Annotated in this window: 14 protein-coding genes; 7 read left to right on the top strand and 7 right to left on the bottom strand. The window is 54.7% G+C overall.

Translation table 11 applies throughout. The annotated features are described in order from the left end of the window. Positions 1–319: 319 nt before the first annotated feature. From H6B30_RS11825 to H6B30_RS11810, 4 genes are all read right to left on the bottom strand, one after another. Entirely contained in the window at positions 320–787 is a 468-nt protein-coding gene (locus H6B30_RS11825) for a gliding motility lipoprotein GldH (RefSeq protein WP_205110830.1), read from the bottom strand. Further along, positions 774–2144 (bottom strand): PSP1 domain-containing protein, encoded by a 1371-nt coding sequence (locus H6B30_RS11820; protein ID WP_205110829.1) that lies wholly within the window; start codon positions 2142–2144, stop codon positions 774–776. The genes H6B30_RS11825 and H6B30_RS11820 overlap by 14 nt, the downstream gene beginning before the upstream one ends. A 61-nt stretch (positions 2145–2205) precedes the next feature. After that, the gene (locus H6B30_RS11815) at positions 2206–3345 is read right to left on the bottom strand and encodes a DNA polymerase III subunit (RefSeq protein ID WP_205110827.1); all 1140 of its coding nucleotides are present in this window, start codon (positions 3343–3345) and stop codon (positions 2206–2208) included. Positions 3346–3666: 321 nt separating this feature from the next. Beyond that, the gene (locus tag H6B30_RS11810) at positions 3667–4629 is read right to left on the bottom strand and encodes a methylenetetrahydrofolate reductase (protein WP_205110826.1); all 963 of its coding nucleotides are present in this window, start codon (positions 4627–4629) and stop codon (positions 3667–3669) included. A 303-nt stretch (positions 4630–4932) separates the two neighbouring features. Here H6B30_RS11810 and H6B30_RS11805 point away from each other — a divergent pair, with 303 nt between their 5' ends. Continuing rightward, positions 4933–6924, top strand: a complete 1992-nt coding sequence (locus H6B30_RS11805; protein WP_205110824.1) for a KUP/HAK/KT family potassium transporter — start codon at positions 4933–4935, stop codon at positions 6922–6924. Between the two features lie 84 nt (positions 6925–7008). Here H6B30_RS11805 and H6B30_RS11800 read toward each other — a convergent pair whose 3' ends face one another. From H6B30_RS11800 to H6B30_RS11790, 3 genes are all read right to left on the bottom strand, one after another. Further along, the gene (locus tag H6B30_RS11800) at positions 7009–8985 is read right to left on the bottom strand and encodes an alpha-L-arabinofuranosidase family protein (protein ID WP_205110822.1); all 1977 of its coding nucleotides are present in this window, start codon (positions 8983–8985) and stop codon (positions 7009–7011) included. Between the two features lie 46 nt (positions 8986–9031). Beyond that, positions 9032–9670, bottom strand: coding sequence for an energy transducer TonB (locus H6B30_RS11795; protein ID WP_205110821.1), 639 nt, complete (start codon positions 9668–9670; stop codon positions 9032–9034). A 1319-nt stretch (positions 9671–10989) separates the two neighbouring features. Beyond that, entirely contained in the window at positions 10990–12315 is a 1326-nt protein-coding gene (locus tag H6B30_RS11790) for a histidine-type phosphatase (RefSeq protein ID WP_239483959.1), read from the bottom strand. A 250-nt stretch (positions 12316–12565) separates the two neighbouring features. Here H6B30_RS11790 and xylE point away from each other — a divergent pair, with 250 nt between their 5' ends. The 6 genes from xylE (at position 12566) to H6B30_RS11760 (ending at position 19686) form a co-directional block, all read left to right on the top strand. Then, positions 12566–14026 (top strand): D-xylose transporter XylE, encoded by a 1461-nt coding sequence (gene xylE, locus H6B30_RS11785; protein ID WP_205110819.1) that lies wholly within the window; start codon positions 12566–12568, stop codon positions 14024–14026. Between the two features lie 465 nt (positions 14027–14491). After that, positions 14492–15361 carry a head GIN domain-containing protein gene (locus H6B30_RS11780; RefSeq protein WP_205110818.1) on the top strand — a complete coding sequence of 290 codons (870 nt, stop codon included), beginning with the start codon at positions 14492–14494 and terminating at the stop codon, positions 15359–15361. A 675-nt stretch (positions 15362–16036) separates the two neighbouring features. Then, a complete protein-coding gene (locus tag H6B30_RS11775) occupies positions 16037–16612 on the top strand; it encodes a UpxY family transcription antiterminator (protein ID WP_205110816.1) in 576 nt (191 codons plus the stop codon). A 335-nt stretch (positions 16613–16947) separates the two neighbouring features. Beyond that, positions 16948–18198 carry a nucleotide sugar dehydrogenase gene (locus tag H6B30_RS11770; RefSeq protein ID WP_205110815.1) on the top strand — a complete coding sequence of 417 codons (1251 nt, stop codon included), beginning with the start codon at positions 16948–16950 and terminating at the stop codon, positions 18196–18198. A 477-nt stretch (positions 18199–18675) separates the two neighbouring features. Further along, positions 18676–18918, top strand: a complete 243-nt coding sequence (locus tag H6B30_RS16385) for a hypothetical protein (RefSeq protein ID WP_239483957.1) — start codon at positions 18676–18678, stop codon at positions 18916–18918. A 153-nt stretch (positions 18919–19071) separates the two neighbouring features. Next, entirely contained in the window at positions 19072–19686 is a 615-nt protein-coding gene (locus tag H6B30_RS11760) for an acyltransferase (RefSeq protein WP_205110809.1), read from the top strand. The last annotated feature ends 6 nt before the right edge of the window (positions 19687–19692 follow it).

The following is a 19692-nucleotide window of genomic DNA, read 5'->3' as shown; positions in this document are numbered from 1 at the left end:
CGCCATTGCCGGCTGAGGGCGGTGGTTGTAAAAATGGTTTACTGCCGGCCATGCCTTGCGCAACGCCCTCGCCTACAGAGGGTTGCGCAAGGGCCTGTTTTGCGTTGCCGTATGGCCCGTTTGGGCCGGCCGAACGGCCTGTATTGCACTGCATTCCGGCCCGTCCGGGCTTGCGCTACGGTGCCGGTGTGCATAAGGCGGGTGGCTTGTAATGATTTGTTGATGTAAAAATGACAATGGCAAAGGAAGCCGGCCGTGGGCCGTGTCCTTTGCCATTGCTTTTTGTTGTCGGCGCTGCAGGGGGCAGCCATGGCCCGTCTCACCGCCTTGTCACCTTGATGCCGATGTCTTCCAGGCCCGGCAGCGTCTCGCGTTTCATGTGATGCCTCACATTGACGAATAGCGAGTCGCCCTTTTTCAGCCTGCACTGTGATGTGGCAAACAGGTATTGGTAGTTGCTGAGCCCGTGGCCGAGGGCATTGCCTCGTTTGTCTATCAGCTTGCAGTTCAGCGTGTCGCTGTGCCTTATGTCGCCGGGCATGATGCGTCTGTCGACAATGATGCAAATGCCAGTAAACGGGTATCGCGCGTTTATTCGCAGTCCCACTTCGGTTGTGTAGGTGCCTTCGGCCTTGGCCTGTGGCACCGCGAATTTCACCGTGTCGGTGCGTTCCCACACTCCTACAGGCCTGTAGCTGTTGTAAACCGTGTTTTCGTCGCAGGCCGACAGGGCGACAAGCGCGGCAGCCATGGCGGCCAGTGCCTTGCAAACGCTATTCCTTGGCATCCTGCTGCTGGCCGTTAGAAGGTTGCTGGCCGCGCTGTTGCCTGTTGGGCTGGCGCCTTCCGGCACCCTTTTGCTGCCCTTCCTTGTCTTGCGTGCTGCGCGGTTGCTGTTGTTGCCTGTCTTGCTGCCGCTCGGCTTTGGGCTGTTGCCGTTCGTTGCGCGGTTGCTTTTGCGAGTCCTTGCGGTTGTCGGCCTTGCGTGCGGCCGGTCCCTGCGCCTGCTGCCTTTCGCCGTTTGCAGCGGCCTTCTGTGCGCCCTTGTTGCCTTGCTTGCGCTTCTTCTTGTTCTTGTCGAAGCGCGTTATGTTCTCGTTGGCCAGCAGATCTACGGTCTTCCTTGTCTCCTTTATCTTTCCGTCTTCCTGCAGCGAGAGCGGTTTTTCGCCGTTGCGGTTCATCTCTATTATGGCCTTGGCCCTGTCGGCAGTGATGGTCTCGAGGTTCGATGCAATGTTCTTGTCTGTCGAATATGTAACCATTCCGGTCAGGATGTCGGCCTTGAAGAAGTAGTAGTCGGCGTCTTGAGTCTGCAGCATCACCTCCTTGCTTGGCAGTTTGCGGCCCGCTTCCACGTAGTTGTCTACCTCGTAGTTGAGGCAGCACTTCAGTTTTGCGCACATGCCGGCCAGCTTTTGCGGGTTGAGCGAGATGTCCTGGAAGCGTGCCGAGTTGGTGCTCACGCTCACGAAGTTCTTCATCCATGTGGCGCAGCACAGCTCGCGGCCGCACGGCCCGGTGCCACCTATGCGCCCGGCTTCCTGCCTTGCGCCTATCTGCTTCATCTCTATGCGCACGTGAAACGTCTCGGCCAGCACCTTGATGAGTTGCCTGAAGTCTACGCGCTCGTCGGCAATGTAGTAGAAAATGGCCTTGTTGCAGTCGCCTTGGTACTCAACGTCGCCTATCTTCATCTGCAGCCCGAGCCTCTTGGCTATCTCTCGGCTCTCTATCATGGTGGCGTGCTCGCGCGACTTTGCCTCGTGGAATTTATCCATGTCTACCGGCCTGGCAATCCTGTATATGCGCTTGATGTCGTCGGGCGACTTGATGTTGGCTTTCTTGAGCTGCATCTTTACCAGCCTTCCCGTGAGCGTCACCACCCCGATGTCGTGGCCCGGGCTGGCTTCCACGGCCACGATGTCGCCTTTTTTCAGCTCGAGGTTGTTCACATTGTGGTAGTATCCCTTGCGGGTGTGCTTAAACTGCACCTCCACAAGGTCGGTGCTCATGGCGTTGCCGGGTATATCGGCCAGCCAGTCGTAAGTGTTCAGTTGCCTGTCCTGCCTGCCGACGGCCCTTTTGCAGAGCCCCCTGTCGCAGTCGTGGCATATTTCGAATTCTTTGTTGCTATAGTCCATATATTGTGATTTGATGGTTTCGTTGTTTCGTCTCTGCTGCCGTTGCGCCGTTGTGCGGGCGTCACTTGGCCAGCAGCAGCACTATCATTTGCATCGCCATGTCGAAGAATACAATCTTGGCGTTGGCGTTTTGGCTTATGTCGCGTATGGCGCGGTTGCCCAGCTCGTTCATCTGCAGCACGTTTTTCTCGTTGACAAAGCGTGCGAAATTGCGCGCGAAGTCTTCTTCCTGCTGCGTCATGTAGTTCAGTTCCGGCTGCATGAAGTTGTATGCGAAGTTCTCGCGCACCAGCCTGAGGAAGTATGCAAGAAACCGTTTCTGCTTCTCCCTTCCCATTGTCTGCATGGCCTCGCTCCACTGCTTCAGCTCCTTCACCTTGCGCGAGTAGGCCAGTCGCATCAGCTTTTGGAACATCATAAGAAACTGTTCGTTCTCGTTGTCGGCATCGAGGGCGCCTACAGCCTTTAGCCAGCTGCCGTTGGCAATGCGCATGATGCGTGTGGCAGTGTCGGCGTCGAGCCCGCGGCGCTCCATGAGCGCCTGCCTGATGCTCGCGTCGTCAATGCGTTTGATGTCAATGCGCTGCGTTCGGCTGCGTATGGTGTCGAGCAGCTTGTCGGGCTCTTCGCACACCATGATGAACACAGTTTGGCTTGGTGGCTCTTCGATGAGCTTCAGGAGCTTGTTGGCGCATTCCGCGTTCATTCGCTCCGGCAGCCATATCAGCGACACCTTGTAGCCGCCCTGGCTCGACTTTATGCTCAGCTTGCGCGACAGTTCGTCGCTCTCGCCGGCCGTGATTATGGCCTGCTGGTTTTCGGCGCCTATGGCTTCCATCCATTGGTTAAGCGAGAAATACGGGCCCGATGCCAGCAGTTGTCGCCACTGGGCTGCGAAGTCGTCGCTCACGGGCTTGTGTTCGGGGCTCATCGACGGAAGCTTTATGGTTGGGAAAGTGAAGTGGAGGTCGGGGTGTGCCCATTTCCTGAGCATGGCGCATTGCCTGCATTGGCCGCATGAGTCGTCTGCGTCGCTGCGCCGTTCGCACAGCAGGTAGGAGGCGAAAGCCAGTGCCAGCGCCATCTTTCCGCTGCCCTCGGGGCCGCAGAGCATCATTGCGTGGGGCAGACGGTCGTCGGCAACCATGCCCTTAAGTCTCTTCTTGGCCTCTTCCTGGCCTATCACCTCGCTGAATCTCATACCTTGTGGTTTGTTTGCCTACCGCATCTCGGCGTGCGCTTCGTGGCGCCTGCCATGCGTGTACGGCCGTCTTTGCCTTTTAGCGTTTTACATTTAGCTCCTGTTTCCACCGCCTTCCGCCACTTGACGTGACCGGCCTTCGGGGCCCATGGCTGCCTGGTGGCAGTCTTTGCCGGCGGCTATGGCGGCCATGTGGCGGCCGCCCCCTTGTCTTGTTTCTTTAATATTGTTCCCTTACCCCTTAATCCTTGATACTTAATCCTTAGTTTTCCGCCCCTTTGATTCTTAACTTTCAATTCTTAGTTATCAATCCTTCATCTTTCAACTTCTAAGCAGTCTTTGTGCTATCTCGGCCACCGAGTCGACGGCCGACACCGTGTAGAAGTGTATGTTGTTCACTCCGTGGGCGTAAAGTTCGCGGCATTGCGCCACGGTCCACTCAATGCCAAGCTGCCGCGCCTCTTCGTCGGTCTTGCACTTTATGGCCTCCGAGGCCAGCTCCTGGGGTATGTCGCAGTGGAAAGTCTTCGGTACCACGCCCAGCTGGCTCAGCTTTGCCAGTGGCTTCAGGCCCGGAATGATAGGTATTGTTATGCCCATGGCGCGTGCCTTTGCCACGAAGTCGAAGTATTTCTTGTTGTCGTAGAACAGCTGCGTTACCGCATATTGCGCCCCCATGTCCTGTTTCATCTTGAGAAAACCCATGTCCATCTCCATGTTTGGCGCCTCGTCGTGTTTCTCGGGGTAGCATGCCACGCCGAAGTCGAACGTCTCTCCGGGCACTTTTATGGGCTCGCCGTCGGCAAAGAAGCCTTTGTTGAACTGAGTGACCTGGCGTATCAGGTCGGTGGTGTGCTCGTGGCCGCCGGGCGTCGGGGTGAAAAACCGGTCTTCCTTTGCCTTGTCTCCGCGCAGCAGAAGCAGGCTCGTGATGCCCAGAAACTGCAGGTCGAGCAGCTCATACTCAATGTCTTCCACCGTTGCGCCGCTGCAGATGATGTGTGGCATCACCGGTATGCCAAACTTCTGCTGTATTGCCGCCGCAATGGCTATGGTGCCCGGGCGCCGGCGTATGCGGCGCCTTTCAAGCAGTCCGTTGTCGAGTTGCTTGTAAACAAACTCGCTATGGTGGGTTGTTATGTTGATGAACAGCGGGCAAAACTCCTTCAGCTTGCCTATGGTGGCAAAGAGCTTGTCGGTCCCTGTGCCCTTCAATGGGGGCAGGACTTCGTAGGAGAAGTGCTTCTTGTCTGTTTCTTTGCTTAATAATTCTGCAACTGTCATTTGGCGTAAATATACAATTCGCTGCAAATTTACGAAAAAAAAACGTAACGGCGGGGGCGGAAAGATAATTTAAGAAAACCTCGGGCGCCAGCCGGGGGCGATGGCCGTGGTTGGCCGAGGGGTTGCGGCCACTGGCGCAAGGAGGCTTGGCGGACATGTTGTGGGGATGGCTGTGCATGGCCGACAGAAGCCGTTGCACAACCGAAACACGCGTAAAAATACCCTAAAACGGATGTTTTTACGGATATATGTCTTAATTTTGCACGATGTAGACGATTATTATAGGTATTAAAAAGCAATGAAATGACACAGCTATCTCAAGAAAATGCGGCCTCAGCTACAGGCCGCGCAGGGCTGGCGGGGCTGCTCATGACGCTCGGCATCGTGTTTGGCGACATCGGAACGTCGCCGCTCTACGTGATGAAAGCCATCACCCACACCGGCGAGACGCTCACCGACGACTATGTGCTCGGGGCGTTGTCGTGCATAATCTGGACGCTCACGCTGCAGACCACCGTAAAGTACGTGCTCTTGGCGCTGCGGGCCGACAATCGCGGAGAGGGCGGAATATTGGCTCTCTATGCTCTGTTGAGGCGCCACCGGCGGCGTTGGATATATGCCATAGCCATCATCGGGGCGAGCACTTTGCTTGCCGACGGGGTGATAACTCCGGCCATCACCGTCACCACGGCCATAGAAGGCTTGCGCGGCATCAGCCCCGACCTGCCGGTGTTGCCCGTGGCCCTGGCTGTCATCACGGTGGTGTTCTTCGTCCAGCGCTTCGGTACGCAGAGCGTGGGGCGCTCGTTCGGGGCGTTCATGCTTGTGTGGTTCCTCATGCTCGGGGCGCTCGGCGTGGTGTGGCTTGCGGGTTCTCCGGCCGTGCTCAAGGCTTTCAGCCCCCACTATGCGGTAATGCTCTTGGTGCGTTCGCCCGGTTGGTTTCTCATACTCGGCGCCGTTTTCCTGTGTACAACGGGTGCCGAGGCGCTCTACTCCGACCTCGGCCACTGTGGCAGGCGCAACATAACGGTGAGCTGGATGTTTGTCAAGGCCATGCTCATACTCAACTATCTGGGGCAGGGGGCGTGGGTGTTGTCACATCCGGCCGAGGCCGCCGGGGCCGTAAACCCGTTCTACGCCATCATGCCGCAGGCCATGCTGCCTTTCGGGGTGGCCATGGCCACAGGCGCGGCAATAGTGGCCAGCCAGGCGCTCATCAGCGGTTCGTTCTCTATTCTGAGCGAGGCCATGAACCTGCACTTCTGGCCCCGCATGAGGATAAAGCACCCCACAAGCGTCAAGGGGCAGCTTTACATACCGCTGGTAAACAACGTCATGTTTGTGGCGGTGGTGCTTACGGTGGTCGTTTTCAGAGATTCGGCGCGCATGGAGGCCGCCTACGGGCTTGCCATCACGGTGACCATGCTGATGACTACGCTGCTCCTGGCGTTTTATATGCGCATGATGGGGGCTTCACGCCTTGTGTCCGGGCTCTTCCTCGGCTTCTATGCAGCTGTAGAGGGGCTGTTCCTGGCAGCCAATCTCTCTAAGTTTGCGGCCGGCGGATGGTTCACCCTGCTCATCGGAGGGCTGCTTTGTTTCGTCATGTTTGTGTGGGTCGGGGCGCGGAACATACGCCGGAGGTACATGCACTTGAAGAAAATGTCAGACTACTACGGCATCATCTCGGCCATAAAGGCAGACGACAGCATACCCAAGTATGCCTCTAACCTTGTCTACGTGAACCATGCGCCGGGCGAGGACGAGGTAGACGACAAGCTGCTATATTCGATAATAAACAAGCAACCCAAGCGGGCCGACCACTACTGGCTGCTGCATCTCGACTTCGTGGACGAGCCGGAGACCCTTGAGTACACCGTCAGGCAGCTCGTGCCGGGCACGCTTTTCAGCGTCAACCTGCGCATAGGGTTCAGGATTGAGCCCCGAGTAAGCCTTTACCTGAGGCAGGTTGTGGAAGACCTGGTGAGCTCGCGCGAGCTTGAACTGACCAGCACTTACCCCTCGCTCTGCAAGAACGGCATACCGGGCGACTTCCGTTTCATCATCATCCACCACATTTACTACCCCGAAGACTCGTCAAACCGCCGCCAGAACATGCTCATGAGCCTTTACGCCATTATCCGGAAGATAGGCATCGACGAGCCCAAGGCACTCGGGCTCGACACGTCGGTGGTGGTGGTTGAGCGCGTGCCGCTCATTGTCTCGGGGCGTGCCAGGCACCTGAGGCGCATTGTGCGCACATGGCCCGAGGCCGGACAGGGCCAGGGCTGACGCCGCCCAATGCGGCCTGAAAACGGCGAAAGCCGCGACGTCCCGTTGTCGGGAGGCCGCGGCTTTCGCTGTTTCAATCCACGTTTACTTCTTTACCTTGTAGATGCGGAAGGTCATCGGTGCTATCTCGTCGTTGATGACGGTGTTCTTTTTGCCTGCCTCGCAGTTGAGAGAGCCCTCCTGCGGGACAATCTTCTCTGGCTCGTCGAGAGTGTTCTCGGCCATCATGTCGGTGCAGGTCAGCGTTATCGTCTCAGCCTTGCGCTCGCCCTTAATCCCCGAGAGGTTGATGCTCACGGGCTGCTTCTGCTTGCTTGTGTTGATGACTTTCACGATAACGGTGCCCGACGGCTTGTCGATCACAGAGCTGGCAAACAGTCCGTCCTGTCCCTCCTGGCCTGCTATGGGCTGCCCGTCCATGGTCATGGTGAGCACGTTGGTGCCTTTGTTCATGGCATACATCTGCTGTACGTAGTAGCTAACAGACTTGAACAGGCGCACGTTGTCATACCATATCAGGTCGGGACGCCACTGCCAACCTTCCACGTGGGCCAGCATCGGGGCGTAGGTTGCCATGTGCACTATGTCGGCATTGCGCTCAAGGTCGGTCATGAAGGCCGCTTCGTAGAGCGAAGTCTCGTAGTGGTTCCACTTCTTTCCCTTGCCGTGGCAGGCATATTCGCCAGCAAACACCTTCGGGCCCTTGCGGTCGTACTTCTCGTAACGCAGCCCGCTGGTGAGGAACCACGACTCGGGGCGGTAGAAATGCTCGTCTACCAGGTCTACCTTCTGGCGCTTCATGGCCTCCCATCCGAGGTCGAAGTTCTTGCCTTCGGAGTCGGGTCCGCTCGTGCCTATTATCTGAATCTTGGGATACTTGGCGCGTATGGCGTCGACAAACTTCTGCATCCTGACAAAGTAGAAGTCGCCCCACTGCTCGTTGCCCACTGCAATAAACTTGAGGTTGAACGGTGCCGGGTGGCCCATCTCGGCGCGCTTCTTGCCCCATGTGGTAGTAGTGTCGCCGTTGGCAAACTCAATCAGGTCGAGACAGTCTTGTATATAAGGGTCGAGTTCGTCAACGGGCACGTGTGCTTTCTCGTTGTTCCGGTTCTGATACTGGCAGGCCATGCCCACGTTGAGCACCGGCAGCGGCTCGGCGCCGATGTCTTCCGAGAGTTGGAAAAACTCGAAGAAGCCCAGTCCGTAGCTCTGGAAATAGTCGGGATAGTAGCGGTGTTCGAAGGTGAACTCCCAGCGGTTGCGGTTCAGTGGGCGGTTTTCCACCGGGCCGATGGTGTTCTTCCACTGGTAGCGGTTGTCGAGGCACTCGCCCTCGACGATGCATCCGCCGGGGAATCGGAGCACGCCCGGGTGCATGTCGGCCAGCGCCTGGGCTATGTCGCGGCGCATGCCGTTCTCCCGGTTCTTGAATGTGTTGACGGGGAAGAGGCTGATGTGCTCGAGGGCCACGGGGTTCTTGCCGTCGAGGAAGATGCGCAGCGAAGCCTTGTTGTCGGTTCGCGGCGACTTGATGCGCACCTCATACTTCTTCCATTCCGTGCCGTTGACGTCGAGCTTTGCCGTGGCGAAGTCCTGGCGTTCGCCCATGGTGTTGGCGTCTATTAGCTGTACGCGTATGCGTGCCGTGCCCTTGGGCGCCTTGGCCCAGACCGTGAAGCGGTATTCTTCGCCCTCAATCACGCCGATGCCGAAGTAGCCTTCGTTCACCAGGCCCGTGCGGCGCTCGGAGTGTCCGGCGTAGCCCAGCTCCACATAGTGCGGGCATCGCTCAAACGGGCCGTCGTTTTTGAGCGTCACGTTGCCGAATGTCTGCCAGCCCATGAAGCTCTGCGGAAACTCGAAAGAGCGGTTTTTCACCAGCTCGCCGTACAGACCGCCGTCAGCGGCATAGTTGATGTCTTCGAAAAACAGGCCGTACATGGTGTTCTGGACTGTGGCTCCCGCCTTCTTCGTGTTCACGTCCATCACGTGGGTTTGCGCGAATGAGGCCATGGCTGCGGAGAGTGCGAGTGCACAAGTTAGCAGTTTCTTGTTCATATTCAAATACAGTTGGTATATAAGTTAATGCCACAAAGTTAGCAATTTATTTCTGTTTTGCTTCCTGTTTGCCCGTTTTTTTGCTGCTTTTCTCCTTGTTCGGCCGTTTCATGCCTGTGCTGTCTCGTTGTGCTTTCAGGTATCTCCGCCATTCCTGATAGGCTTTTGGGTTGACTATGGTGCCCGTTGGCATTTTGAAACTTATGGGCAAGGTGTATTTCACGCTCATGTTCTTGCCTTCCCTCCGGCCCGGCTTCCAGTCGGGCATGCCCCTGGCCACCCTCTCGGCCTCGGCGTCGAGCAGCGGATGTACCGACTTTACGGTCTTTACATCAGTCACCCTACCGTCTTCATCTACCACGAACTGCAATACTACCCGGCCTTGTGCGCCCGATTTCATGGCGCCCTTGGGGTATCTGACGTTGTTGCTCAGGTATTTCATCAGGGCCTTTTCTCCGCCCGGAAACTGCGGCATTTCATCTATGTGGCATACAAAAACACCCTTGTCGCGGCCTTTTCCCGTTGCCGTTGCGTTGTTTGTGCTGTCTGTGGCAGCAGCTGCTGTCTGCGCGCAATGCCCGGCCTGGGGGCAACTGGTGGTGGTGGATTTGGCTGTGCATTGGGCATTTGCAGCCTGTGACAATGCCATCAGCAATGAAATCAGCGTGAGATTGGTTTTCGTCATTGTTCCTTTTGTTTATATGTATGGTTAATGTTTGCCGTAGGTAGGCAGGGGGCGCCATGGCCGCAAAACGGCCATGGCAAGCAATATCACTACTCCTCGCCATGGCCTACGGTTTGTCTGGCATGCCAACCACTCGAATAGAGTGTGGTGTAGCCGCCGTTGCAGTGGCTCCGGCCAGACCCGGCCAGTCCGGCAACAGTGTGCGGCCGGCATGTGGCACGGTGCCCGTCGGCCGTGGCCCGGATGGGCCGGTTACTGCTTTTGCATTAGTTTGATAGCAGAGGTTAGATGTCAGGCATGATGGCATGATGCCTTTCTGTTGTCGGGCCGCGGCGCCATGGGCCGCGGTGTCGTTTGGCCCGGGCGCTGAACGCATGGTTGCGTTTGCCACATCCTACCGGCCGACGGCATCAATACTTAAGGTGTGGCACCATGGATTTTTGCATTTTTTAGTCGTATAGGCATTGGACGTATGTGTAAATACATTATTATGACCGATGCAAATATACACATTTTATGGATAAATACATGCGTATTTGCTTTTTTTATGATTTGTTTTTTGTTTCCGGGCCTGTCTGGTTGCGGTTTGGCTGTGGGATTCTGTCGTCGTGTTGCGGTGGTGGGCGCGCTTCGGGGCAGTGCTTCGCAAACTGTTCCATGCCCTTTCCGGCACATTGCTTTCTGCCCTGCATCGGTGCAGTATGCTGTGCTTTAGGTTGGGGCGGCAATCAATATTCATTGAAATATATGCCAATCTCGTGGGTTGCCGCCGGTGTGGCAAGGGCGCGGTGGGCCGGTTGGCTTGCAAGTAGTGGATGGCGGTGGCGGTAGTTTTGCACGTGTCGGTCATCGGGGCCCGGCGTGGTTCGGTGCTGTTGCCGTTCAGATAGTCAGTCCGCTTAGCCTAAGGCGCGGCGGTTAAGGCTTAGGCAAAACGGCCGGAAAGATGTCGACAACGGTACGAAAGCACTTTGAAGGCTGTGAAAAACCACAAAAGCATGCCACCGTCTGTTTGACGACCGGCACGGGTTTTTGTTGCTATCGAGTGCAAACGCAGGCGGTGCAGCCATGGCGCCTGCCGTCCGCCGGTTGCCCGTGAGTGCAGCATGCTATTGCAGTATGGGCCGTTCGGGCTTGCTATATGGGCCGTTTGACAATGCCAAACGGCCCATATCGCGCTGTAAAACAGGCCTTGTTGCAATGCCTTGACAGTCAGACGGTTGGTCGCCGTGTGCCCGGCCTGCCGCCGCAGCCGCCGCGCGTGGCCCTGTGCCCGCCCATGTCGGCCCGGCCGGGGCTCGTCCGTTGGGCCGTCGGCGTCAGTCGGTCTTCATGCCTTCCGGCTTCTTGGGCAGCGTGATGCTCTCTACCGTATGCATCCATATCCGGCGCAGGTCGGCCCAGTGGTAGAAGGGCCACACGTCGGTAGTGGCGTTGGCCAGGCGTACTTCGCGCTCGTTGAGCAGCGGCTTTACCAGTATGTCGGCGCTGCCCGCCTTGCGGAAGAACACCAGCTGCACGTTGCCGCACATGGGTATGATGCGGTAGGTTTGGTAATACTCGGCTATCGAGTCCCAGTCGGCGGTGGGCCGGTCGAACGTTTCCATCTGCATCAGTGCCACGAGAGGCGCCAGGTTGGTGTCGTGGCCGAAGCGCAGCGTGGCCGCCGGGCGCCCCGAGGCCAGGCAGGTGTCGGCCGTCTCAACGATGTTGCGCAGCAGGTTGCGGGCCAGTCGGGGCATGTGGCCTCCGCTCAGTGGCGACGGGCCTTGCTCGTAGTACCACTCGAAGTTGTTGAGTTGCCACAGGTCGAACAGCTCTTCGGTGGTGAACAGGAAGCCGAGGTCGGGCTGGGCGTATGAGCTCTGACTTATGCCGTGATACTCGAAGAGGTCGACCATCAGTTGCTGCGGGTCGTCGATCTCGGCCAGGTAGTCGTCGGCAAACAGACTGCGCATCAGCCTGTCGGGCCTGACAAACCGCTCGCGCGCGGCGGCGAAGGCCGAGTCGGCGTTTTGCTGGCAACTGTCTGAGTAGACGGGGTTCTTGTATTTCAGGTAGTAAGCGTCGTGCTCGCTGGCGTCGGTGGTTATGTTGAGGCGCGGGTTGAGCCCTTTCAGTTCGATGCATGCCGCAGCCATCGACAGGAAGGCGCGCGTCTTGTATGTAGAGCGTGCGTCGACATGGGTGCCGTCGGCAAATATCTCCGGATAGTTTGCAAACATGCGGTCGGCCAGGGCGCGGTGCTGGGCGGCCCCCTTGGGCGTCAGTTCGCCGTAGCGGTCGCCGCATTCTTCGGCCAGGGCCTCGACCACGGCCAGCGCCCGCTTGCCCTTGGGCGTCAGCGCGCCGCGGCGGTCGGCCTCGGCCAGCGCCGTGAGCGCCGGCTCATACTTGTCTTCGCCGGTCAGGTAGCGCGAGCCGTGGCGGGCGTAAGTGCTTATGTAGCAGGGGCTGTAGCCCTCGGGTGGCGGCGTGGGGCGCCCCTGCGGGGCCTCATACGCCATATACTTGCCGGCGGCCAGGCGCGGGTTGGCTTCTATTTCGCGCTCGGCGCGCGTTTGGGCCGTGGCCGTGAGCGCGAGCATCATGCCGGCGGCACAGGCCATCATGGCTGATTTAATGTTTGCAGTGGTATTCATCATGTCGACTGTTTGTTAAAACCGTGCAAAAGTAATCAATTAGCCCGACGTGCCGGTTGCATTCCGTGTTACAATGTTATGAATAAACCCCGCCGGCCACCGCAGGCTGCGCTACTTCCGGCCGGCCAACTTTCTTCGGGGGGATATGGCCGTTTATACGTATTATTATATAGCCGGCCACAGGCCCGGGGCATCCGTCGGGGCCCGGCCGGCAGGCATACGACAATTGAAAACCTAAAATAGCAATAAGACAATGGAACAAAAAGAGAAGGGTAGCATGGGCTACCTCATTTCAATCGTGCTGGTCGCCGTGCTCGGCGGCTTGCTGTTCGGCTACGATACCGCCGTAATATCGGGGGCGGAGAAGGGCCTGCAGGCGTTCTTCCTCGGAGCCGACGACTTTACATACACCGACGCGTGGCACGGATTCACTTGCGCCAGCGCCCTGGTGGGATGCATCATAGGCAGCGCCATCTCGGGCTACCTGGCTTCAAACTGGGGCCGAAAGAAGTCGCTGTTCTTTGCAGGCGTGATGTTTTTCATATCGGCCTTGGGGTCGATGGAGCCCGAGTTCCTGATATTCGAGCATGGCGTGCCAAACTTCGAACTGCTCGTGGCGTTCAACATCTACCGCATCATCGGAGGCGTGGGCGTGGGTCTTGCCTCGGCCATCTGCCCCATGTACATTGCCGAGGTGGCGCCGTCGAACATACGCGGAACGCTCGTCTCGTGGAACCAGTTTGCCATCATCTTCGGCCAGCTCGTGGTCTACTTCGTCAATTTCATCATCCTTGGCGAGAACGCCAACCCGGTGATTGAGGCCATGAAGGTGCTCAACGCCGACGAGGCCGCATGGACCATATCTACGGGATGGCGCTATATGTTCGGCAGCGAGGCCGTGCCGGCAGGGCTGTTCACGCTGTTGATATGCCTCGTGCCGGAGACTCCGCGCTACCTTGTCATGGCCGGGCGCGACGACAAGGCCCTGGCCATACTGCAGCGCATCAACGGAGCCACCGTGGGCAGCGAGATTCTGCACGAGATAAAGACCACCATCACCGAGAAGACCGAGCGACTGTTCACCTATGGCGTCATGGTAATCTTCATCGGCATCATGCTCAGCGTGTTCCAGCAGGCCGTAGGCATCAACGCCGTGCTGTACTATGCTCCGCGCATCTTCGGCGACATGGGCATGACCGACCCCATGGTCAACACCGTCGTGATGGGCGTTGTCAACATCCTGTTCACCCTTGTGGCCATCTTCACCGTCGAGAAGTGGGGCCGCCGGCTGTTGCTCATCACAGGCAGCATAGGCATGGCCGTGGGAGCCTTTGGCGTGGCCCTCACCTTCGGCAATGCCTCGATGAGCATGGTGTGCATGGTGAGCATCATGGTCTACAGCGCATCGTTCATGATGTCGTGGGGCCCGATATGCTGGGTGCTCATTGCCGAGATATTCCCAAACACCATACGCGGCAAGGCCGTGGCCATCGCCGTGGCGTTCCAGTGGATATTCAACTGGATTGTAAGCTCTACGTTTGTGCCCATGTTCAACATGAAGACGGCCGGCGACCCCGACTTCGGCCACTGGTTCACTTACGGACTCTATGGCGTGATATGCGTGGTTGCGGCATTCTTCGTCTGGAAGCTTGTGCCCGAAACCAAGGGCAAGACGCTCGAAGACATGACCAAGCTATGGAGCAAGGGCAGCTGACCGGTATGGCCGTGGCCTGACTTTCGGGGCAAGGCAACCGCAAACACCGGCGGTGCGGCGGGGTGGGGCAGCAGTGCCCTGCTTGCTGTCAGCGCAGCCGCAGGTGTGGCGGCAGCCTTGCCCCGGCTTGTCTTCGGGCGGCGCCCGTGGTGGGGCGGCGCGGCTGCGTGATGTTGGCGTTTGTGGGGCATGATGCTGATGGCGGAACAAACATTCAGCGCATGGTGGCCTGTTGCAGGTAATTTCAGAAACAGGCCATGGTCTGTATGATGCCCGGTTGCGGCCTGGCAAGTCTGTTTTTGCCGCATTCGGTGAAATGGCGGCGCAGACGGTGGCCCTGGCTTCCACCGTTTGTTCTGTTGTGCGGATATTTTGCAGCATCGGATAAATATTTAGGTTCCGATGCAACATTTGTTTCTTCCAATGCGTCTATATAATATAAGTATTAACCAAAAACAGTGTATTATGAGATTGATGGCATTTTTATTTGCCTCTGTAGCGCTTTTATCGCTGGGGGCTTGCACTGAAAAATCAGCGCAGACGGTGCTGCATCAGATTGGCAGCGGCGGCAAGTCTATAAAGGCAAGCGGCAACTATGTGACAAAGAGTTACAGCGTTGGCAAGTTCAGCACCATAGAGGCTTCGGGTGTGGCCACGGTGGTTTACACCCAGACTTCAGGCCCGCAGAAAGTGGAGGTTTGCACGTCTGACAATCTGATGGAATATGTTTATGTGAAGGTTAACGACGGAAACCTCTTGGTGGGCATCAAGTATGATGGCGCCATACAGTCGCTCGACAAGTTTGAGGTGCGCGTTTCGTCGCCTTCACTCAGTGGCGTCGATCTCAGGGGAGCGTCAAGGTTTGTGGCCGACGGCGCCATATCGGCCCGCAGGCTGGACTTGTCGCTCTCGGGCGCTTCAAGGTTTTCGGGGGCATCGGTCAGCTGTACCGACCTCGACGTCGATGCCAGCGGCTCCTCAAACCTGTCGCTTGGCAAGCTGAAGGCCAAGACGGCATCGTTTGACATGTCTGGGGCGAGCAAGGTAGACGTAGACCAGCAGGTTGAGAAATCAACCATCGGCCTGTCGGGCGCCAGCAAGGCCTTTGTTAAGGGCACGGCCGTCGACGCCGACTATTCCACCTCGGGCGCGGCGAATGTCAATGCCGAGAAGTGTGTGGCCCAGCGCGTTTCGGCCTCGGCCTCGGGCGCCAGCAAGGTTAATTGCCATGCGGTGGCCTCGCTGAAGGTCGACCGCAGCGGTGCAGCCTCTATCGGTTACAAGGGCAATCCGAAGATGGATGTGCCGTCGGCGAAATGGCTGCACAAGCTTTAAACCGCATCTTGTGGCTGCCGTAGCCCGGCCCCCGGCGGCGGGATGGGGCGCCACGCAAATGTGAATGCGGCCTGCCGGCAAGGTATACGCCGGCAGGCCGCAAACCTGTTCATGGGTGTTGTAGCGGCCGGGCGGCATCCGCCGTAGGGGGCCGACGTGGCCCGCGCCGCCGCCTGCCTTGCGCCGGGGGTATTCGGGCGGCCCGGCTCTTGTGGCTTGGTGGGCCCGGCCAAATGTTAAAAATAAGGTGATAAACGCATTTTACTTCTGTTTTGTAAGATAATTAAAGTGTTGAAGGACAATTCAAAAACGGTCGCCGCCATACTCTTTTCCCTCCTCGTGTGGCCATAATCTATATTAGAACAATTTTCAACATGCGCTTATTTTAGCATTGAAAAGGCCGCCGTCTCAAGTATTTTGTGTATTTTTGCACGCGAAAAAGCCTGCTGCGCATAGGGCGCCATGGCGCCACAAGCTGTGATGCGTGCCTGAGTGATGTGGCCCGGGTGGCTTCCCGGACAAGGCTTTAAACAAAGATAAAATGGCAATCGCATTTTGCCCGCAACTTCTTAATGATTCTATTGTAACTTCATGGCTTTCAGTAAGATACACTGCCGTGAGGTACTAAAAGGTTTGCTCTTTGGGCAAGAATGACACATACGTAACCCCTTTCTTATGTGCAGCGTTGACGACAGTGTGACGGCTTTGCCAAACGAAGAGTCCGGCGAGCGGAGGCAGTGGTTTGTGCTATGCGACATGAAGCCGGTGCACGCCAAGTTGCCGGCCTACAAGTTGCTTGCCATGCGTGGGATTGTATGTTTCACGCCCATGCACGAACGCGTATTCACGCAGGGGGGGAAACGGCGGCGGGAGTTGGTGCCCGTTGTGCAAGACTTGCTCTTCGCGCGTTCCACGCTGTCGGTGCTCTCGCCCATCATCGAGGCCACGCCAACATTGCGTTACCGCTTTGTGCGCAATTACCACAACCGCCACATGACCGTGCCCGACGAAGAGATGGAGCGCTTCATGCGTGCGGTAAATACGGCCGACAGTCCACGCTATTACCGCCCCGACGAGATAACGCCGGCAATGCTCGGACGCACAGTCCGCATCGTCGGAGGCCCCCTCGACGGCTACGAAGGCCGGCTCCTCAAGCTGCGCGGCACACGCACCCGCCGCCTGCTCGTAGAGCTGCCCAACCTCCTCTCCGTCGGCGTCGACGTCAGCCCCGAGTATGTCGAGGTTGTTTGAACTTATCCGCGCAATTCACGATAATTGTAATATAACTTATCAACACGAATTTATTCGCAAGTCTTCCCGCCATTCCTCCCAACGCCAGATGTTACATGGTAGAGTGAATTTACTATGCTTGTTGATTGGTTTCGCGAGGTGGGTATATGTTGCGGTAGTTTGTGTTAGGGATGTATTATAAATAATAGATAAGGTAAGTCTGGTCGATATGGTATAATTCATAACCATTGTTGGCACAGTACTATTAAATATATACGAATTCGTTATATTGGTTATGCTATGGCAATAGAAATGTCTTTACATTATTATTGCTTAAATCATTATACATTTAAATTATGGATAAGAATATAAATATAGCTGTTGCCGGCACAGGATACGTCGGGCTTAGTATTGCGACTCTCTTAAGTCAGAATCATCATGTAGTGGCTGTGGATGTGATACCAGAAAAGGTTGATTTGATAAACAAACGTAAGTCTCCGATACAAGATGAGTATATTGAAAAGTATCTTGCAGAAAAACCTCTGGATCTTGTTGCTACCCTTGACGGCGCAAAGGCTTACTCTGATGCAGACTTTGTGGTCATAGCTGCCCCAACCAACTATGACCCAGTTAAGAATTACTTCGATACGAGCCATGTTGAAGAGGTCATTGAGCTGGTAAAGAGCGTCAACCCCAATGCCATTATGGTGATAAAGAGCACCATCCCTGTGGGATATACTGAGAGTGTACGCAAAAAGCTGAATACAGAGAACATAATTTTCTCGCCAGAATTCCTGCGTGAGAGCAAGGCTCTCTACGATAATCTCTATCCCAGTCGCATCATAGTTGGCCGTCCAGATGGTGATGAAAGGCTAGATAAGGCTGCTCGGCAGTTTGCCGCCCTACTGCAAGAGGGAGCAATCAAGGAAAATATAGACACGCTCTTCATGGGGTTGACTGAGGCCGAAGCCGTGAAGCTCTTCGCCAATACCTACCTTGCTCTGCGGGTAAGCTATTTCAACGAACTTGATACCTATGCCGAGATGAAAGGTCTTGACACGCAAGCAATCATCAATGGCGTTTGTCTTGACCCACGTATCGGGACACATTACAACAACCCAAGCTTTGGTTATGGTGGTTACTGTTTACCTAAAGACACAAAACAGCTGCTTGCCAACTACGCTGATGTTCCTGAAAACTTAATCCAAGCAATCGTAGAAAGTAACAGGACAAGAAAAGACTTCATTGCTGACCGTGTTCTTCACAAAGCAGGTTACTATGACTATTACAACCGTGGTGACTTCAATCCGTCAGAAGAAAAGAGATGTGTTGTTGGTGTTTACCGTCTTACGATGAAATCAAACTCGGACAACTTCCGGCAGTCGTCAATCCAAGGCGTAATGAAACGTATTAAGGCAAAAGGAGCTGAAGTGATAATCTATGAACCTACACTTGAAGGCGGCAGCACATTCTTTGGCAGCCGAGTGGTGAACGACCTCAATGCTTTTAAGTCGCAGAGCCAGGCTATCATCGCAAACCGCTATGATGCTTGCTTGGACGATGTGGTGGATAAGGTGTATACAAGGGATATATTTAGGAGGGATTAATTAGTTATATTCGAAGGGAATTCTCAATTGTTTGGAATTTTTGAAATACTCGATTTTAGAAATACTTGTGATAAGTTTGAAGATTGTTTGGATCCATTTTTCACGCTATTTGCCAGTATTGGCCAGATTATGAAGGCAATGTATACTTAAATACAGAATTAAGACAGTATTATTATTCGGGATTTAAATATTTAACATTGAAGGATGCTTACGCAATAATTTCCCCAAAAAGAAAAGAGCCACTTGGAGTCAGTGTTTATATTGGGCATTAGAACAAATTGATTATGAAATCATTTTGTATCTCCATGAAGATAATTTTCTTAAAGCAAAAGTAAAATCTGAGATTGTCGCTAGTTCCGCCGATTGGATGTTAGCTAATAGCGAAATAAAATGTATTCACCTTACCGACCAGTCTCTTCTTGCATCTGGAAAGTCCGAATATGAGCATCTTGATAACATAATATATGACCAGAAATAATGGCGGAAGGAAGAATTTTTGAATTGTTAAAGTTGAGAGAAGACGCTTGGCAGTTTGAAAGATATGATTCTAAACGTTCCTCTATATTTAATCATCGATATTTTGTCGTTGATAGAACGTGGGTTAAACTCAATGAGTTTGAAATCATACGATATATCTTTACAGGAATTGTAAAAGGGCGGTGGATTCGTGAGGCTACAAATTATTTAAAGATAATAATATTGAAATGGATTTCTCTGTGAGAGGATTTATAAATGAAATGCCTACCAAGCCGTTGTAATCTGAAAAGAATAATAAAGAACAGATATAATATTTATGTTGTACCCGCAATTAATAGGATTGACAGAATCCTATTAAGGATCAAACTATTAATCAGATAATATATTATCTTATAAATGACTGCAAATAAATCCCCTTTATGTAATCGGCTGTTAAACTATATTCGACGGAATTCTATAAGCTTAGCATCGAAAATTGTCACAGCATTTACATATACTTTGCTGAAGCTGCAAGGTGTAGCAATTGGTAAAAGTTGTATCTTCTATGGTAAACCACACTTTGAGTTGAATAATGGGGGAAGTATTAGAATTGGTAAAAAATGCATATTTAGGTCGTCGCCGGTTTCAAATCGTATTGGTCTAAATCACAAAATAATTGTTTCAGCAACCCCTTTGCATTCTAGAACATGTTCAATAACAATTGGTGATAATTGTGGTTTCAGTGGAACATCAATTTGGTGTTTCAATGAAATCACTATCGGTAACAATGTCCGTTGTGGTGCCAATACACTAATTATGGATGGGGACGCTCATTTTGAAGATGCTAGAACTACCCCCCCCATGCCTATAATCATTGAAGATAATGTGTTTTTAGGCGCAAACGTCGTTGTAAAAAAAGGTGTTACCATTGGCGCAAATACCGTGGTCGGAATGAATAGCGTAGTGACGCATAGCCTGCCAGCGAATTGTGTGGCAGTAGGAATTCCATGCAAAGTTATTAGACAGAACTAACGACAA

It is taken from the genome of Marseilla massiliensis (assembly GCF_016899955.1).
Classification (GTDB): domain Bacteria; phylum Bacteroidota; class Bacteroidia; order Bacteroidales; family Bacteroidaceae; genus Prevotella; species Prevotella intestinigallinarum.
This window is presented reverse-complemented; position numbering and strand designations above follow the sequence as displayed.

Bases quoted from the DNA above. Each gene is read 5' to 3' on its own strand.
- H6B30_RS11825 (WP_205110830.1), bottom strand. From the start codon at position 787: ATGCCAAGGAATAGCGTTTGCAAGGCACTGGCCGCCATGGCTGCCGCG.
- H6B30_RS11820 (WP_205110829.1), bottom strand. From the start codon at position 2,144: ATGGACTATAGCAACAAAGAATTCGAAATATGCCACGACTGCGACAGG.
- H6B30_RS11815 (WP_205110827.1), bottom strand. From the start codon at position 3,345: ATGAGATTCAGCGAGGTGATAGGCCAGGAAGAGGCCAAGAAGAGACTT.
- H6B30_RS11810 (WP_205110826.1), bottom strand. From the start codon at position 4,629: ATGACAGTTGCAGAATTATTAAGCAAAGAAACAGACAAGAAGCACTTC.
- H6B30_RS11805 (WP_205110824.1), top strand. From the start codon at position 4,933: ATGACACAGCTATCTCAAGAAAATGCGGCCTCAGCTACAGGCCGCGCA.
- H6B30_RS11800 (WP_205110822.1), bottom strand. From the start codon at position 8,985: ATGAACAAGAAACTGCTAACTTGTGCACTCGCACTCTCCGCAGCCATG.
- H6B30_RS11795 (WP_205110821.1), bottom strand. From the start codon at position 9,670: ATGACGAAAACCAATCTCACGCTGATTTCATTGCTGATGGCATTGTCA.
- H6B30_RS11790 (WP_239483959.1), bottom strand. From the start codon at position 12,315: ATGATGAATACCACTGCAAACATTAAATCAGCCATGATGGCCTGTGCC.
- xylE (WP_205110819.1), top strand. From the start codon at position 12,566: ATGGAACAAAAAGAGAAGGGTAGCATGGGCTACCTCATTTCAATCGTG.
- H6B30_RS11780 (WP_205110818.1), top strand. From the start codon at position 14,492: ATGAGATTGATGGCATTTTTATTTGCCTCTGTAGCGCTTTTATCGCTG.
- H6B30_RS11775 (WP_205110816.1), top strand. From the start codon at position 16,037: ATGTGCAGCGTTGACGACAGTGTGACGGCTTTGCCAAACGAAGAGTCC.
- H6B30_RS11770 (WP_205110815.1), top strand. From the start codon at position 16,948: ATGGATAAGAATATAAATATAGCTGTTGCCGGCACAGGATACGTCGGG.
- H6B30_RS16385 (WP_239483957.1), top strand. From the start codon at position 18,676: ATGGCGGAAGGAAGAATTTTTGAATTGTTAAAGTTGAGAGAAGACGCT.
- H6B30_RS11760 (WP_205110809.1), top strand. From the start codon at position 19,072: ATGACTGCAAATAAATCCCCTTTATGTAATCGGCTGTTAAACTATATT.